This window comes from Roseibium algicola, from assembly GCF_001999245.1.
Lineage (GTDB): Bacteria > Pseudomonadota > Alphaproteobacteria > Rhizobiales > Stappiaceae > Roseibium > Roseibium algicola.
Genome location: NZ_CP019631.1, coordinates 51,925 through 67,170, shown reverse-complemented (window position 1 = coordinate 67,170; position 15,246 = coordinate 51,925). Strand labels below are relative to the sequence as shown.

At 58.2% G+C, this 15,246-nt stretch carries 12 protein-coding genes; 9 read left to right on the top strand and 3 right to left on the bottom strand.

The features are described 5' to 3' along the window. The first annotated feature begins 226 nt into the window (after positions 1-226). From B0E33_RS28615 to B0E33_RS28580, 8 genes are all read left to right on the top strand, one after another. A complete protein-coding gene (locus tag B0E33_RS28615) occupies positions 227-1,999 on the top strand; it encodes a GumC family protein (RefSeq protein ID WP_156912559.1) in 1,773 nt (590 codons plus the stop codon). Continuing rightward, positions 1,989-3,395 carry a pectate lyase family protein gene (locus tag B0E33_RS28610; protein WP_077293911.1) on the top strand — a complete coding sequence of 469 codons (1,407 nt, stop codon included), beginning with the start codon at positions 1,989-1,991 and terminating at the stop codon, positions 3,393-3,395. Before B0E33_RS28615 ends, B0E33_RS28610 begins: the two co-directional genes overlap by 11 nt. After that, complete coding sequence (locus B0E33_RS28605) at positions 3,395-4,732, top strand: lipopolysaccharide biosynthesis protein (RefSeq protein ID WP_077293908.1); 1,338 nt, start codon at positions 3,395-3,397, stop codon at positions 4,730-4,732. The genes B0E33_RS28610 and B0E33_RS28605 overlap by 1 nt, the downstream gene beginning before the upstream one ends. Beyond that, a complete protein-coding gene (locus B0E33_RS28600) occupies positions 4,729-5,988 on the top strand; it encodes an O-antigen ligase family protein (RefSeq protein WP_077293905.1) in 1,260 nt (419 codons plus the stop codon). The genes B0E33_RS28605 and B0E33_RS28600 overlap by 4 nt, the downstream gene beginning before the upstream one ends. A gap of 240 nt (positions 5,989-6,228) precedes the next feature. Further along, positions 6,229-7,398 (top strand): polysaccharide biosynthesis/export family protein, encoded by a 1,170-nt coding sequence (locus B0E33_RS28595; RefSeq protein WP_167579693.1) that lies wholly within the window; start codon positions 6,229-6,231, stop codon positions 7,396-7,398. Positions 7,399-7,411: 13 nt separating this feature from the next. After that, positions 7,412-8,605, top strand: coding sequence for a glycosyltransferase family 4 protein (locus B0E33_RS28590; protein WP_077293899.1), 1,194 nt, complete (start codon positions 7,412-7,414; stop codon positions 8,603-8,605). Next, positions 8,598-9,428: a sulfotransferase family protein gene (locus B0E33_RS28585; protein ID WP_075283062.1), complete on the top strand. Its 831-nt coding sequence runs from the start codon at positions 8,598-8,600 to the stop codon at positions 9,426-9,428. Before B0E33_RS28590 ends, B0E33_RS28585 begins: the two co-directional genes overlap by 8 nt. A gap of 4 nt (positions 9,429-9,432) precedes the next feature. Next, entirely contained in the window at positions 9,433-10,578 is a 1,146-nt protein-coding gene (locus B0E33_RS28580) for a glycosyltransferase (protein ID WP_077294561.1), read from the top strand. 25 nt (positions 10,579-10,603) lie between these two features. Here the strand turns inward: B0E33_RS28580 and B0E33_RS28575 are convergent, their stop codons facing one another. The 3 genes from B0E33_RS28575 to B0E33_RS28565 form a co-directional block, all read right to left on the bottom strand. Continuing rightward, positions 10,604-11,275 (bottom strand): HAD family hydrolase, encoded by a 672-nt coding sequence (locus tag B0E33_RS28575; protein ID WP_077293896.1) that lies wholly within the window; start codon positions 11,273-11,275, stop codon positions 10,604-10,606. Between the two features lie 129 nt (positions 11,276-11,404). Further along, entirely contained in the window at positions 11,405-12,376 is a 972-nt protein-coding gene (locus tag B0E33_RS28570; RefSeq protein ID WP_331470338.1) for an ATP-grasp domain-containing protein, read from the bottom strand. A 203-nt stretch (positions 12,377-12,579) separates the two neighbouring features. Further along, the gene (locus B0E33_RS28565; RefSeq protein ID WP_156912558.1) at positions 12,580-13,701 is read right to left on the bottom strand and encodes a response regulator; all 1,122 of its coding nucleotides are present in this window, start codon (positions 13,699-13,701) and stop codon (positions 12,580-12,582) included. Positions 13,702-13,902: 201 nt separating this feature from the next. On the opposite strand from B0E33_RS28565, the gene B0E33_RS28560 reads away from it, so the two are divergent. Then, a complete protein-coding gene (locus tag B0E33_RS28560; RefSeq protein WP_077293890.1) occupies positions 13,903-14,883 on the top strand; it encodes a hypothetical protein in 981 nt (326 codons plus the stop codon). Positions 14,884-15,246: the final 363 nt, after the last annotated feature.

The window sequence follows — 15,246 nt, the reverse complement described above, 5'->3', positions numbered from 1 at the left end:
ATGCTGTTTTATCTGGAGTTTTTCGACATTTCGCTGCGCACCAGTGTTTCACGCGCAGCTTATTGAAAATTGCATCAAGTGCCGCGGCGCCGCTCAAGTTCTGATCTGGTGTTCCGCAATTTCAAGCGATCGCATGGTTCGGCGCACACGCGCGACACAATGAAGGAGACGATCCCTGTTTTTGATCAACACCAGCTCTCAAACCGCCGGCAAGGTGGCTGATCAGGTGTCAAAACGTGATCGCCATGCCGAAGGTGCTGCCGATTTCAGACCAGAGAATATCCAGATTCTGACTCTGATCTTCAGAAATGCGGTTCTGATCGTCCTGTGCATACTGGCTTCGGGCGCCCTGATGTGGTTCCGGCTCACCACCGTTGTGCCGACTTACAGTGCGCAGGCCACGCTGGTGCTTGATGACGCGGTCCTGCGTCTCGATCCATTCGGTGCCCGGTTGCGGGCCAGAACCTTGTCGATGCTTCAACTGGCCACCGAAATCGAAGTCATGAAGTCACGGGAATTCGCAGCAAGGGTAGCGGAGGAGGTCGTACCTGATGAGATTTCCGGGACGGGTCAGAGCGCCTTGTCCGGAAGGGAAAGCACGGTCGATCGTATTCTGGAGAGCTATCAGATCATCTGGCATCCCACGACCTTCGCCCTGGACATCCTCGCCACGGACGCCAGCCCTCAATTGGCAGCAGACATCGCGAATGCTGTCGCCCGGAACTATGTCGACTACACGCTTGAGATACAGCGCGCCGATGTCGAACGAACCAAGATGTCGATCTTGTCGCGCCAATCCGCGCTGCAAGAGACGTTGAAAGATGCGGAAGCCAATCTTCTGGAATTCACCAGAACCAACAATCTCGACGATCTGACCGAGACGGAAACCCTGACCAACAATCTTCGCCGCCTGCAGGCGCAATTGGCGCTGGCAGAAGAACGCGGAGTACCCTTGCAAGAGTCTGCAGAACTCAAGGCCGACCTGGATGCGACGCTGGCAAAACTCGACGCACGTTCGGCGGCCGAAGTTGAGAAAACCGGCTTCGAACGGAGACTGGAATCGATGCGAAGACAGGATGATCTTCTGTTCGATCAACTTGAAGCACTCGCATTGCAGGAAGCGCTACTGACCCCGGTCGCGCGGCAAGTGTCGATCGCTATCCCAACGACCAGACCTGTTTCGCCTTCTCCCAAAACCGAAATGGTGGGCGCGCTGATCAGCGGGCTCACTTTCGGTTTCCTTCTGGCGCTCTTGCGGGAAAACCTTCGCGGACGTCTGCGGTGGCCGCAGCAGATAACCGCGTTCCGCACACCGGTTCTGGGACAATTGCCTCCCCTATCACGGAAATTCGTAAACCGTATGGCATGGACGACCAGGAGCGGGAACTTGCGGCGGGCGCTGCACAAGATCGCACCCCTGCACACCGCCGTACGAACAAACACCAGGGCGGACAACAGGACCGAGAATGGGACCGGTGCAATGGTTCTGATCACGTCACCGGGGAGCCGGGAGGGCCGGAGTACACTCAGTTTCGCACTTGCCGCATATGCGGCCGCGGGAGGTGAAGATGTTCTGCTGGTCGATCTTGATCCTTCGCCGAGGGACTTGATCTCGACCCTCTCGCGCAAACGCACTGCGAACGGATTTCTCGATCTTCTGAGCAACCCTTTGCGGATCGATGCAGCCGCGTGGCATCTGCCCGGCCATCCGCATCTGTCGATAGTCGCCCCTGCATCGGGGCCCGTACCAGTGCGGTTCAACAACATGTCCAGTGTCGAAGCGTCACTCAGCGTTCTGCGCCGCAAGTACTCGTTAATTGTGGTCGATTGCCCACCGGTACTGAGCGACGACGCGTCATGCCGCCTCGGCAGTGTCGCGCAGGCAGTGCTGCTGGTCGCGCGCATGAAGAAGACACGGTTCGAAGACCTTTCGAAAGCCGCTCAGCAACTCGAACTGAACAACGCCTCAAACGTCGGGATCGTGGTGAATGATGGCTAGGAACAGAACACAGGCTGCAGTCCTTATCGTCCTCGGCCTCTTGATGTCGCAAACGCTGGCGGCCGAGGCCGCGCCTCGAGCCTTTCCGGGAGCGGTCGGGTTCGGAGCATCTGCAACCGGCTGGACCGGAGGGGAGGTCATCCCCGTCACAACGCTGGCAGATGCTGGCGCCGGCTCTCTGCGAGCCTGTGTCGAAAAAGGCGAAATGCCTCGGATCTGCGTCTTTCAGGTGAGCGGAACGATCACGCTCGACACCCCCCTCTTTTTTCGCTCAAACCTCTACGTCGCAGGTCAGACGGCACCTGGGCAGGGAATCCAGATCAGACTGGGCAAGTCCCGCGCCACACCCGTCATCATCAAGAATGCCAGCGATGTCGTCGTCAGGTTTCTCAAGGTACGCCCGGGACCGAGCGAACAACCTTCGTCGTCGGTCGATGCGGTGACGCTTGAAAACGCGACGCGCGTTTATCTTGATCATCTGTCCCTGATGTTTTCGACCGACGAGAACCTCGGCATCCACGTTTCCCGCGAACGGTCCAGCGACATTACGGTCGCCAACAGCATTTCCGCCTGGGCTCTGGATCATGCCAACCACCCGAAAGGACGCCACTCCAAGGGGGCCTTGATCTGCTCTGGAGACGGCCGTGATTTCGATTGCGGACGCGTGAGCCTCTGGCGAAACCTCTTCGCTCACAATCGGGACCGAAATCCCGATATATACGGCCATGATGACGGGCCGGTCGAGGTCGTGAACAGCGTATTCTACAATCCGATCAGTCAATTCGGAGAGTTTCGAAACTACTACGGCAACGCGTTTATCGTCTATGCCGGCAATGTTGCGCTGACCGGCCCGAGCACCGTCGACAGACGGCCCGCAGCAGTTGAAGCAATCATGGCGAGCGACCAGTACAGACTTGAAGTTCAGGTCGATGACATTCTCGCAATCGACCGTGGACGCTGCGACCAAGACCGCCCCTTTCGGCAAGTCGATGCCGATCCCGGAGCGGAGATCATCGAGGGTGTGACCGGCACACTGTCCGTCCCGCGCGTCAAGGCAAGCGAAGTGCTCGACCTTGTGCTTGAGGGAGTGGGCGACCGCCTGCCATCGGGCCGGCATCGGGACTCGCTCGACCAGCAACTTGTCGAAACCGTTCGCGATTGCAAAGGCAAGGTGATCGATTCCCCATCCGAAGTCGGCGGCTGGCCGGACCTCCAACCGGAAGAACGGGTCGTGGACAGTGACGGCGACGGGTTTCCTGACACTTGGGAGCAGTCAACAACGGGGCTTGATGCCGGCCAACCGGACGATCCCTGGCAGATCGTTGCAGGAACGGACCAGTCGTACATTCACCTTTGGCTGGCAGAGCTTGCCGGCGACCGGGAGCTGGATGACTGATGGCCCGCCTGATCAACCTCTCTGCTGAAGACAGCCAGACCGCCGGTCGGCTCATGCGCAATTTTTCATGGGTCTTCTCGTCCCAGGCGGTCAGCGGGGTGATCAGCATCGGGACCCTCGCCATCATGGCCCAGTCGCTTGGTCCGGCAGGCCTCGGCCTGTTTGCGATCTTCCAGGCTTATGTTCGCATTGTCGACCGGCTGCTGCGGCTGGAGCCCTGGCAAGCCGTGATCAAATACGGTGTCGACGCTCTGTCAGATGATGACGGCGACAGGTTCATGCGGTTGCTGAAGGGTTCGGTTTACGTGAACCTTGCAGGCAGCACGCTGGCTGCCGGGGTTTCGATCCTTGCCGCTCAGGTGACCGCCCGAATGATGGGTTGGCCGGAGGACAGTGCGGCCTATCTGGCTTTGTTTTCCCTGGCGCTTCTCTTGAACCTAAAGCCGACCGCGGTCGCGGTCCTGAGAATTTTCGACCGGTTTGATGTTCTTGCCAAGGTCGATGTCGGTATCGCCCTGCTGCGTCTGGTGCTGTCGGCCGGCGTATGGTTGATGGGCTACGGCCTTTGGGGGTTTGTCCTCGTTGCGGTGATCGAAGGCCTGGCGAACAGTCTGCTGCCGTTCGTCTATTCGCTTCGATATGTCCATCAGCGTGGCTACGGCAAGTTCATGCAACTGCCGATCACGGGCATACGCGAAGAGAACCCCGGAATTCTCCGGTTTCTTTGGAATTCGAACTTCAATGTCATCATCCGCCAGACAGTCCAGCGTCTTGACGTGATCCTGCTGTCAGTTCTCGTTGACGAGAAATTCGTCGGATTTTTCCACATAGCCCGCCGGGTTGCCGACAGCGCGCTCAAGCTGGGACGCCCGCTGAACCAGGCGATCTTTCCGGAACTGGCCCGCAAATGGAGTTCCGGCGAGGAACGCGGGTTTTACAAGCTCGTCAATGGCGTGCTGCTGGCAATCGCTGGCCTTTGCGTGGTCGTGCTGGTTCCTGCCGCTTTCCTGATGCCATACGTCTTGTCGGTCATGTTCGGCGCGGGCTTCAACGAAGCCGCCAACATGGTCAACGTCCAGTTGCTGGCGGTCATACTTCTCCTGGCAACCATGGTGCTCAACCCGGCAATGTTGAGCATGGGGCGCGACCGCGAGCTTCTGTGGGTGACCTTGCTCGGAAGCGTCATGTTCCTGGCCTGTTTCGCACCACTGGTCGGGATGCTGGGGCCGGTCGGGGCTTCGGTCGCTCATGTTCTGTTTAATGGCACGCTCGTGGCAGGCACCTTGTTTGTCCTTTACTGGTCGCGCCGACAGCCCACCGTGAGGAGGCCGGCGTGACCCCAAACGCGATACCGATCTCTTCCCACAGCGGTTCCCCTGTCCGGAGCACGACGAGCCAGGAAATCGAACGCCTGCTTGTCATCGCCGCGGTGTTCCTGTCGCCAATGACATATCTTCGAACCGACATCGTGTTCTTCACGCTGTCCGATCTCGTTGCCAGCGCCGCTTTCGTCGTGATGATTGCAAACAGGCGCGTGCCGCTTCGCCCGTTCGCGGACATGACGTCTTTCTGGCTGTTCTCGGTATTGCTTCTTTGCAGTGGCCTGATTGCGGGATCGTTGTTGAACGGCGATCCGCTTACGGGTGCGGTTGGCGTCATCCAGTACGTCTTTTCGTTTGTATGCATACCGCTGCTGCTTCTGGGGCGTCCTGCGCGGGAGACGATGTTCCTCTGCAAGGTGATGGCGTTTTCCCTTGTGTTCGTCATGTTGCATGGAGTGCTCTATTCGGTGTTCAGCCCGGACGACGCGCGTTTCTTTTCCAGAAACGGCCGACTGACCGGACTGATCGAGCGGGAAAACGGGGTCGGTCTCCTGGCTGGAGTAGGGATCGTCTACGTGATGTGGCTTTACTTCATCTCCCAGATATCCGGCATCGTGTTCCTGGCACTGGTGGCACCCGTTGCCTACGGCCTGTTGTTGTCCGCATCGAATTCAGGGTTCATCGTCGCGGTTGTCGGGATATTTGGAATCTCTTTTTTCCACGGCTCCGCCAAACATATCCTGGCTTTCATCGGGATTGGAGCTCTTGCACTGGCGGCCCTGTTCCTGTTCGGACAGTATTTCCTGCCTGAGGTGTTTCAGGAGCGGGTCTACGGCGCATTGACGACCGGCGATTCCAGCGAGGCGGGAACCTTCGATGGGCGACTGCTTCTCATCCAGGAGGCAATTTACCTGATCGATCGGTCGATCTGGTTAGGGGTCGGAGTGGATCAGCACCGGTTGATCAGCCAGTACGGAGCGCCGGTTCACAATACCTATCTGTTGCTATTTTCCGAAGGCGGCCTCGTTTCGCTGCTCGGCTTCGTCTGCTTGCTGCTCACGCTGGCGTTCGTCGGCTGGCGGTCGTTCAGCAATCCCGACACGCGCTGGTCCGGGGTCCTGATGTTCACGATACTGCTCATGTTCGCGGTTGCCCTCAACGGAGTGACCCACGTTTACGGCAGGTTCCTGTCCGTTCCCCTCTTGCTTCCGGCGGCGATCTGTCTGTCGGGTTACCGGGTTCGCCGGCACCGGAAACGGGAGCACAGATGACCCATGAAAAAGGTCCTTACCAACGTTCGTCGAGACCATCGAATAAACCGGATGCAACTAAAGCATCCCGAAAGAATCATGAACGCTATTTCGGGAAAAATTTCTTTTTCGTTGTTTTCCGATTTTCGTGATAATCTTGGATATATTGATAATAATTTTGTTTCTTTAAGTTAAAAGATGGGAGATCGCGCATTGAGTATTCGGTTTATAATTGCCGTACTTTCATTATCGACTTTTCTTGTGTCGGGTCTCTCGGCCGAACAGTACAGGCTGTCCGGCGGTGAGACACTGGAACTGCGTGCTGGTGCCTGGGATGCCAGAAACAAGACCTTTGCCAACTGGGATGGCGTGGCCGGTTCCTACAAGATGGCACCGGACGGCAAAATTCATGTCCCGATTGTGGGAGCCGTGGAAGTTGTCGGCAAGACCCTGGACGAGGTCGCGGATACTATTGCCAGCCGCATGCAGCGCATCGTCGGCTTGACGGAATTACCCGCGGTCTCCGTCGAAGTATCCCGGTATGCCCCGGTGTTCGTGGGCGGAGCGGTTACGGCTCCCGGACAATTCGACTTCATCCCCGGCATGACGGTCGAGAAGGCCCTGGCAATTGCCGGTGGCTATTATCGCCTGCCGAACGAAGAGGGGACACAACAGACCTCGCTCACCCGAATAACGGGGGAGATCAATCAGCTTCGCGGAACCGCATCCAAACTGTTGCAGCAGGAGAAAAGGCTCGAGCAGGAAGTGCAGCTCTATTCGGCGGAGACATTGCCAGACGCCGTGGAGTCGCAATCATCCGACCCTGTGCAGTCGAAGATCCTTTCCGCCAACATCAAGGTGATCAAGGCCGAGCTCCAGAGCCTCAAGGATCTTCGTGTCCTGCTGAACGAGAAAATCTCTCAACTGTCCGAAGAAATCGTCCTGCGTGACAACCAGATCGAACTGGCCCGCAAGGATCTCGCATCGATGGAGCATCTGAAGGACAAGGGGCTGGCCGTGACGACCCGCGTGTCCTCTGCCAATACGGCGCTCAACGATCTGGAGGCAAAACGTCTGCAGCTCGAAGTCGCCCGTCTCGACGCGCAGCAGCGTCTCAATCTTGCATCGAGAGATGCCGCGACCCTGTTCGACAGGACCCGCGGGGAAAAGCTCTCCGAACTCACGGAGGTGAAATCAAAGCGTTTCGAGGTCGAATCCCGTCTTGAATTGGCCCGAAAGGTTTACGCCGAGACGCTGTCCGCGAACTCGGTTGATACCACCACCCAGGACAGCATTGTCACACCTTCCTACAGGATATCGCGGCTCGAGAACGGCGAGATGCAGAGCCTGGACGTCGACCTGAATGCCTTCATGCGTCCGGGCGACAGTCTGACGATCAACCTGACGATTTCTGAACCAGCGTCCAAGTAGATCCGGAGCAGTGATGAGACGCATTCGAGTATTATTTCCGTTCGTAGGCGGACCTGTCCTGGGCGGCAGCCACATTTCGGCGCTCAGCCTTGCCGCTGCCCTGGATCCGAACCGTTTCGAGGCGCGCGTCCTCGTCCATTTCGAGCCTGGCGCCATTGGCCAAAAGACGCGGGAGCTGGGGCTCGATTACGAGGTGCTGGAGGACACGCCACTGATGTCGTCGCCCGGCCTGCCTCTGCCCGGCCGCGTAGGCGGGCTCGGCTATCTGACGCGAACACTGCCGGCCTTGCGACGAACGCTGAAAAAGATCGATCCCGATATCGTGCATACGAACGAAGGACGCATGCACGCCAACTGGATCATGCCGAGCAAACTGTCTGGCTGCCGCCACCTCTGGCATCATCGCCAGGATCCGGCTGCGAAAGGGGCGAACATGCTGGCCCCCTTGCTTGCCGACCATATCGTGAGCGTCTCACATTACGCCATGCCATCACGTCCGATCCGGCCGATTGGCGACCGAGCAAGCGTGATCCGAAGTCCTTTCGATTTTCCAGCCATACGGCCCGATCGCACAAATTCCCATGACAAGCTTTGCGACGAACTCAGCCTGCCGAGGGACGCGGTGCTGCTCGGGTATTTCGGCTCGATCATCAAACGCAAACGTCCCGATGGCTTTGTTCGGGCGGTCGATGCGGTTCGCCGCGCCTTGCCGGGGCGTCAGGTGCACGGACTGCTGTTCGGCGATACCGTCGATGCAACCCGGGGCCTGGACGAAACCTGCAAGGCGCTGGTCAGTAGCCTGGGGCTGAACGACAATTTTCATTTCATGGGCTTCCGCTCACCGGTTTTCGAGGCAATGAGCGGTGTCGATGTCATGCTTGTTCCCGCTGTCAACGAGCCATTCGGCCGGACCCTGATCGAAAGCATGTATCTGGGGACGCCTGTCGTCGCGACACGGCACGGTGGCAACATCGAAGCGATCTCGGACGGTCTGACGGGGTTCCTTGTTGAGCCGGACGATCCGGAGAGCTTTGTCGAACCTATTTGCAAACTGCTCAGTGACCCTTTGTTGCAAACCCGGATTGCCGACGCGGCGCAGGCAGATGCCGCGGCCAAGTATGGCGCCGAACGCCATGTTTCCGAAATTTCCGGCCTTTACGAACAGCTCGTCGAAGGCACCCAGGTAGCAGGTACCGCATATGCTTGACTCAAACATACGATTTCTGATTTTCGGCGCGGCCAAGTCCGCAACGACCTGGCTGCAAAGATCTCTGGAGCGCAGTCCGACGATATCGATGCCCAGCCCGGAGCTGCATTACTTTTCCGATGAGTATCACCGTGGAGCGGACTGGTACCTGTCTCAATTCGACTTCAGTAAACCGGACGCAATCGTCGGAGAGAAGTCGAATACCTATCTCACGCAGCCCGAGGCAGCAGAGCGCATCCGGCGGGACCTTCCCGATGTCCGGCTGATCGTTCAGATGCGGGAACCTTCGGCGCGTGCCTACTCCGATTATTGCATGCTCTTACGACGCGGGGAGGTGTCTCGTAACATCGAGGATCATCTCGACCCGGCGAAGGCCGCAGGACAGCGTTTCATCAACGACGGCCGTTATGCCCTGCATCTTCGCCGGTTCTACGATCTGTTCCCGCCGGAGCAGATCCTGCTGCTACTGTTCGAGGATATCCGGCGCCAGCCTGAAAATCAGCTCGCCCGCCTTGCCACGCATATCGGTCACGAAGCTCCGCTGGCTCCTCCGGTAGACAGCAAGGTGAAAGACAAGAACGCCGCCATCGTTCCACTGCCCTTGCGCAAGGTCCTGAAGCCGTTTCGCCCCGTTCTGGACGGCGTTCGGCACACCAGGCCAATGAGGGTGCTTCGCGATGCCGTCGCCCGGCCACAGGAATACCCGCCGTTGAGCCCCGATCTGGAAAAAAGGCTGCAGGACTTTTTCGCTCCGGAAGTCAGCGAACTTGAACAGCGGATCGGCAGACCGCTCGACGTCTGGCAGGGTGCACGAAAGGCGTGACCTGATGGACTACGTTGGCAGCGAAGGTGCCGGACTGGAGGTTGGAACGGACACTGCCGCGCCGGTCATGCATGTGATTACGAATTTCGCCGCCAGCGGCGGAGCGGAAACGATGCTGGCAAGGCTCCTGGCAGCGACATCCGAACCGGCAATCGTGGTCCCTCTGATCGGCGTTTCAGAGCGCAACCTGAGTTTGGCCGGACGACCGGACGTGGAATATCATCCGCTCAACGCACGCGGAGCGGTGCACATGCCGGGTGCAATCCTGAAACTGACAGGGCTGATGCGGGAGAAGCGCCCGCGAGCGGTGCTGTGCTGGATGTATCATGCAATGGTTGTCGGCACCTTGTCAGCGCGCTTGTCCGGGGCGCCGCCCGTCTTCTGGACGGTGCGCCAGGCACTTGACGATCCGCGCAGCCTGACGCGAAGCACACGCCTCGCCGTCGCAGGGGCACGCATGCTATCGTCTCGCGCCGCCGGCATCGTTTACAATTCGGCACGGGCAAGAGAACAGCACGAACAGTATGGCTATGCCGCGCGGTTCGGAAAGGTCATCCCGAACGGCGTCGTGGTTCCCGAGCAGGCGGACCCCACGCCGCGCAAGGCCCGTGTGTTCGGTATAGCCGCGCGCTTTCATCCTCAAAAGGACCACTTGAACTTCTTCCGGGCCGCAGCGCAGATCGCCGCACAATTTCCCGATGCTCGCTTTGTTGCCGCAGGTTTCGGTCTTGATGACCGCAACAGCGAAGTTCTGGCCATGATTGAAGACGCAGGGCTTGATCCGGCACGTCTGGAATTGCTTGGGGAGCTGCGTGACATGGGGGATTTCTATTCGCAGATAGATGTTCTCGTCCTGTCGTCCAGAACGGAAGGGTTCCCGAATGTCGTCGCCGAAGCTATGAGCCATGCCCGTCCGGTGGTCACCACCAATGTCGGCGACGCGGCACTTGTTGTCGCGGATACCGGCAAGGTTGTTTCACCGGGCGATCCGGATGCGCTGTGCGATGCGATGGCCGAATTTGCCCGAATGCCCCCCGAGCAGGTTGCCGATCTCGGCAAAAGGGCTCGGCAGCGCATCGTGGCGAACTACCAGGTGAAGCATATTCTCGGTGAATACCAGGAGGTCCTGTCGCAGCGTGGTCCAGCCTGAAGGCACACTTGCGGCCCACAGTTAGCTATTTCATCGAAACCGTCTGGACCGTCAACGCGCCGTCGAGTTCATCCAGCGACGTTATTTCGACATGGGCCGCGTGTGCATCATCTTTCGCGTGCGGCGGATGCACGGCGCCCGCCCGCCGGATCTGAACGGTGATCCAGCCGCGCGCTTTTGGCGTCACGAAGTCCTTGGCGGGATTGTCGGCGACGTAGACCATCGGCCCGCCGCCTGCCGCAAGTCCTTCCATTTCCTCGTAAGCGCGGGGATGTGGTTTGCCATATCCTTGAGGCCAGTCTCCGGTCTTGCGGATATTCTCAATCCAGCGGTCAAGACCAAGGGCAACGATCTTGGCGTTTTGAGTTTCCGGCGGACCGTCCGTAATCAGACCGAACGGACCGCGGTGACGCTCGAGAAAACGCGCCGCGTCCGGAGCCAGCGCAATTTGCGGCGGGTGGCCACGGTAAGCCGCAACAAGATCAGCGATCAAATGGCTGTCGCCGCAGTGTCCGAGCCTTTCAAGCGCGCGGTTGAAGATCTGACGCCGCTCGCCTTCCTCGAACAACACCCTGCAGGCGTTGCCAAAGCCTTCCAGGCTTTCGCGTTCTTTTACCCAACCGTCGAGAAAACGATAGCCGCTGAACGCAAACTCCCGCTCCAGATAGAGCGTATCGTCCAGATCAAAAACAATCATCGCAATCCGCCAGTTAACGAATGTGAGGTCGGCCGGACAACGCTACCGGCCAGGGCTTTTACTGCCAGAACAAAGCCGAGGTGCGGGTCCTGACAAAAGACCATTGCGGCTCCGGCAAACCTGAGACGATCAGCCGTCGTAGATCGCGCTGTCGTATCGGAGCATTTTGACATTTTCTCGCCAGTCATCGTTTGCGCTGCACGGGAGGCCCGACACTTCCTCAAGAAGCCATTGTGCAAAACGCGCGCCGGCATGGTCGGCCAAGGGATACCCGCCCCCAAATCTTGCATTGATTTCAATGACACGCGGTCCCAGCTCCGGGTCGTCGATCACCTGGAAACAGGCGACGCCGGTCAGGCTTGGCAAGGCCCGGTGCACGCCTTCGGCGATTTGCCGGAAGTCATCCCGTCGCACCGTTCTTCCCTTCTCGACTTCACCAGCGCGGATCTGGATGCGCAGATGAGGAACCACCGTTCGCAGGCTGCCGCCTGAATCGACGAACATGTTGATCGTGTATTCCGGGCCACGCAGAAACTGCTGAAAGACCATTGGTTCCTCAAACCGGCCGGGCAGCTCTTCGATAGCCTGAAAGACCTGCAGTCCCCGGCTGGCGCTGCCGCCGCTCGGCTTGGCAAACACCGGCCAGCCGAGTGCATCCGGATCGGACAGCAACGCCTCGTGTCCCAGCGATTTCGGCACCGGCACGCCTGCCGCCTCGAGCATTTCAGACGTCAACCGCTTGTCCCTCACAATTTCGATGACTTCAGTCGACGCCACATGCACCCGCGCTCCCAGTTGAGTGAACGCGTCGGACACGCAGGCAAGCGCCATCAACTCCGTGTCAATCGTCGGGACCACCAGATCGACCCGGTTGTCACGCACAATGTCGAGAATGGCGTTGGCATAACTCGGGTCGTCGCAACGCGGCACGGCAAACGCCCGATCCGCAGCTGCGCACGCTGCACTTAAATCCGGAGCAAGATCACAGGCGAGGATTTCCAACTGGATTCCCAGATGGTCAGCAGCAGATCGGAAACATTGAAGCAAACCAACGCGGCGTCCCGCAGAACAGAGCAGCAATCGTAATTTTTTGACCGGCACAACAAATTCTCCGGAAATGTGAGAGGCAATTCAAATGGAATATCAATTCAGTATACGCGGCAATTTCGACCGCAGAGAGAATATAACCAGCCTTGGCTAGTTTGTGAATTCAGATTCACGAACGTAAAGAAGTCAGCGTGATCTTTTTGATTGTTGAAATTCACCTGCGTAACAAATTTGCCGGCATGCTCATCTTGGTGTCGTCACGTTGTTGGAAGCGCTTCAGCCTTTCCACGTTTCTCAACGTCCCCCTGCGGTCCCTTGATCGAGACAAGGCCGGTGAGAAGCAGTGCGATGAGGTCTGCCTGACGATTGGTTCCGGTCTTTTCGAAGAGATTGCGCAAATGAAAAGCGACTGTCGTCGGTGCGATTGAAAGCTCCTGCGCGATGTCTTCCTTTCGCCGACCCTGCGCCAACGCACGGGCGACCTCCGATTCAGTCGGCGTCAGATCGAACAGGCCTGCCAGGATCTCGTCCGGCATCCTTGGCCGATGCGCGAGATCCGAAATGAATATCACCGCCTTCGCGTCATCGTTCGGCAATCCCGTACTGTCCGGGAGCGAACAGACCGTAAGCAGAAAATCACGGCGTCCGGACGGTCTTTGCACCGTCAGGCTGGCAAGGTGGTCCTGTCCGTTGCAGGCAGCCTCACAGGCATTCGCCAGCAGTTTCCTGATATCGTTGGCGAGCTGCGATGAACCGGTATGGAGTGTCCGGTCGATCACCAGCCCGTCCCTGGCCATATGTATTTCCCGAGCTGCTCTATTTGCGAAGACAACACCGGACAATGATACCAGCACGATACCGAAGGAAAGCACGTTAAGAACGCTCTCCATGCCGTTCATTCCAAGCGATCGGTCCGATCCGCTGCCTGCCAGGGCCTGCCGAAGCGTTTCCAGTTCGTTTTTTTGCCTGTCATCGATCCGGCTGACCTGGCGCAAGCGAGCCTCGATCGTCGCCAGCAACAGGTCATAGTCTATCGGTTTGACCAGATAATCGTCCGCGCCCGCGCGCTTGCCATGAATGATCTCGTCGCGCTGGTTTAGCGCCGTCAGGAAAACGAAAGGAACATCTGCGAGATGCGTGTGCCTGCCTCTGACGGTTTCGAGCAAGCCGTAACCGTCGAGCCGGGGCATGGAGATATCGCACAAGATAAGATGCGGGCGGATCGTTTCCAGCACGTCCAGCGCTTCGCGGCCATCAGCTGCACCGACCGCGTCATAGCCTGCAGCGGAAAGTTCATCGATGATATCCTGGCGAAGATGGCACTGGTCCTCAACACAGAGAACCGTCAGTTTCGAACCGGATTTGGGCATTGATTGCATCAACTGCTCTTTGAACCAGACCACGTTGAAATCTGACCGCGATGAGCCCGATAGTCGGTTCCATGGATGGCGGCGTCAATGGGCGGTCTTTCTTGACGCGATTTCATTCACCTGTCCCCGTTCAAACGCAGGGGGACAGCATTCACGTTCGACAATATTCTCCCGCCATATTGCAACAGAGCGTTCAAGGAGACGCCAAATATGTGGGATTTTTCTATTGGCCGTGCATTAGGCCTGATGTTTCAGACACTGCCTTTCATCATCTTGCGCATGGCGATCTATTTCGGAGCTGCCGTTGCCTACATTCTTGCAACGGGTATCGGCGCCGGCGTCGGCTGGGGCATCGGCGGGTTCGGCGATGCCGATTTCCAGGCAACGACCACGACCTGGGGCGGTGTCATCGGGTTCGGTTCGGTCGCCGTTGTGATGTATCTGCTGAGAGAATACGTTCTCTATGTCGTCAAAGCCGGGCACATTGCCGTTCTGGTCAAGCTGCTCGACGGCAAGGAGATGCCGGGCGGGAGGTCCCAGATTTCCTACGCCCGCGAAGAAGTCTCTCAAAGGTTTATGCAGGCCAGCGTGCTTTTCGGCGTCGACCAGCTGATAAAGGGTGTGCTGCGCGCAATCACGGGCCTGGTGCGAGGCGTCTTCACGCTTCTGCCGATCCCCGGTGCACGGCAACTGATCTCGATTGCCGAGGCCTTCCTGCGCATTGCCGTCGGTTTCATCGATGAGGTTATCCTCGCCTATACGATCCGCACAAACTCGGACAACGTGTGGGCTTCGTCCCGGAGCGGGCTGGTGCTTTACGCCCAGAATTACAAACCGATGCTCAAGAATGCCGCCTGGCTCACACTTATCGTCTACGGCCTGTCGTTTCTTGTCTTCCTCGTCATGTTGGCTCCGGCCGCCCTGGTCGCATATCTCGTTCCAGGCAGCTGGTCTGCGGGTGGCATCGTGTTTGCTATTTTGTTCGCGTGGTCCGTCAAGTCCGCTTTGCTGGAGCCTTTTGCAGTTACCTGCATCATGGAGGTCTACTTCCGGACAATCGAAGGGCAACAGCCTGATCCGGCCTGGGAAGCCAAGCTCGAACAGCTTTCGACAAAATTTTCCAGTCTGAAGGAAAAGGCAGCGTCCTATCAGCCTCCCCGGATCAACGATCCCGTCAAGGCGGCTGGCTGATCATCACGCACGCAGTCAGGACTGCCTTGTCCTGTCTGCACCGGCATCCAGCATCCGGCATCCGGCATCCGGCAAATCAGCGCCCTGTTTCTTGTTGTTCGCGTAGCGGGAACTCGGGACAGGGCGAAATGCGCAATTTTCGGCGTGGTCAACATCGGAGGTCTGGCATCGGTTGAATGTTTGCAACATCGACAACCGGTGCCATAATGATTTTTTTGACCTTTGCGGGCCCGATCATTGATTGAAGCATTTGAAAAACAAGCGTTACCGGCAACGAGACGAAATGACATGGCAGCGGCGTTGTTCCGGTGTTGCAGTCACCTTCGCTGCTCCTTCAGGTTCAACAATCTGCTTTCTTCCCTC

Excerpts from the sequence above, each read along its gene's own strand:
- B0E33_RS28610 (WP_077293911.1), top strand. The coding sequence starts at position 1,989 with ATGATGGCTAGGAACAGAACACAGGCTGCAGTCCTTATCGTCCTCGGC.
- B0E33_RS28605 (WP_077293908.1), top strand. The coding sequence starts at position 3,395 with ATGGCCCGCCTGATCAACCTCTCTGCTGAAGACAGCCAGACCGCCGGT.
- B0E33_RS28590 (WP_077293899.1), top strand. The coding sequence starts at position 7,412 with ATGAGACGCATTCGAGTATTATTTCCGTTCGTAGGCGGACCTGTCCTG.
- B0E33_RS28585 (WP_075283062.1), top strand. The coding sequence starts at position 8,598 with ATGCTTGACTCAAACATACGATTTCTGATTTTCGGCGCGGCCAAGTCC.
- B0E33_RS28580 (WP_077294561.1), top strand. The coding sequence starts at position 9,433 with ATGGACTACGTTGGCAGCGAAGGTGCCGGACTGGAGGTTGGAACGGAC.
- B0E33_RS28575 (WP_077293896.1), bottom strand. The coding sequence starts at position 11,275 with ATGATTGTTTTTGATCTGGACGATACGCTCTATCTGGAGCGGGAGTTT.
- B0E33_RS28565 (WP_156912558.1), bottom strand. The coding sequence starts at position 13,701 with ATGCAATCAATGCCCAAATCCGGTTCGAAACTGACGGTTCTCTGTGTT.
- B0E33_RS28560 (WP_077293890.1), top strand. The coding sequence starts at position 13,903 with ATGTGGGATTTTTCTATTGGCCGTGCATTAGGCCTGATGTTTCAGACA.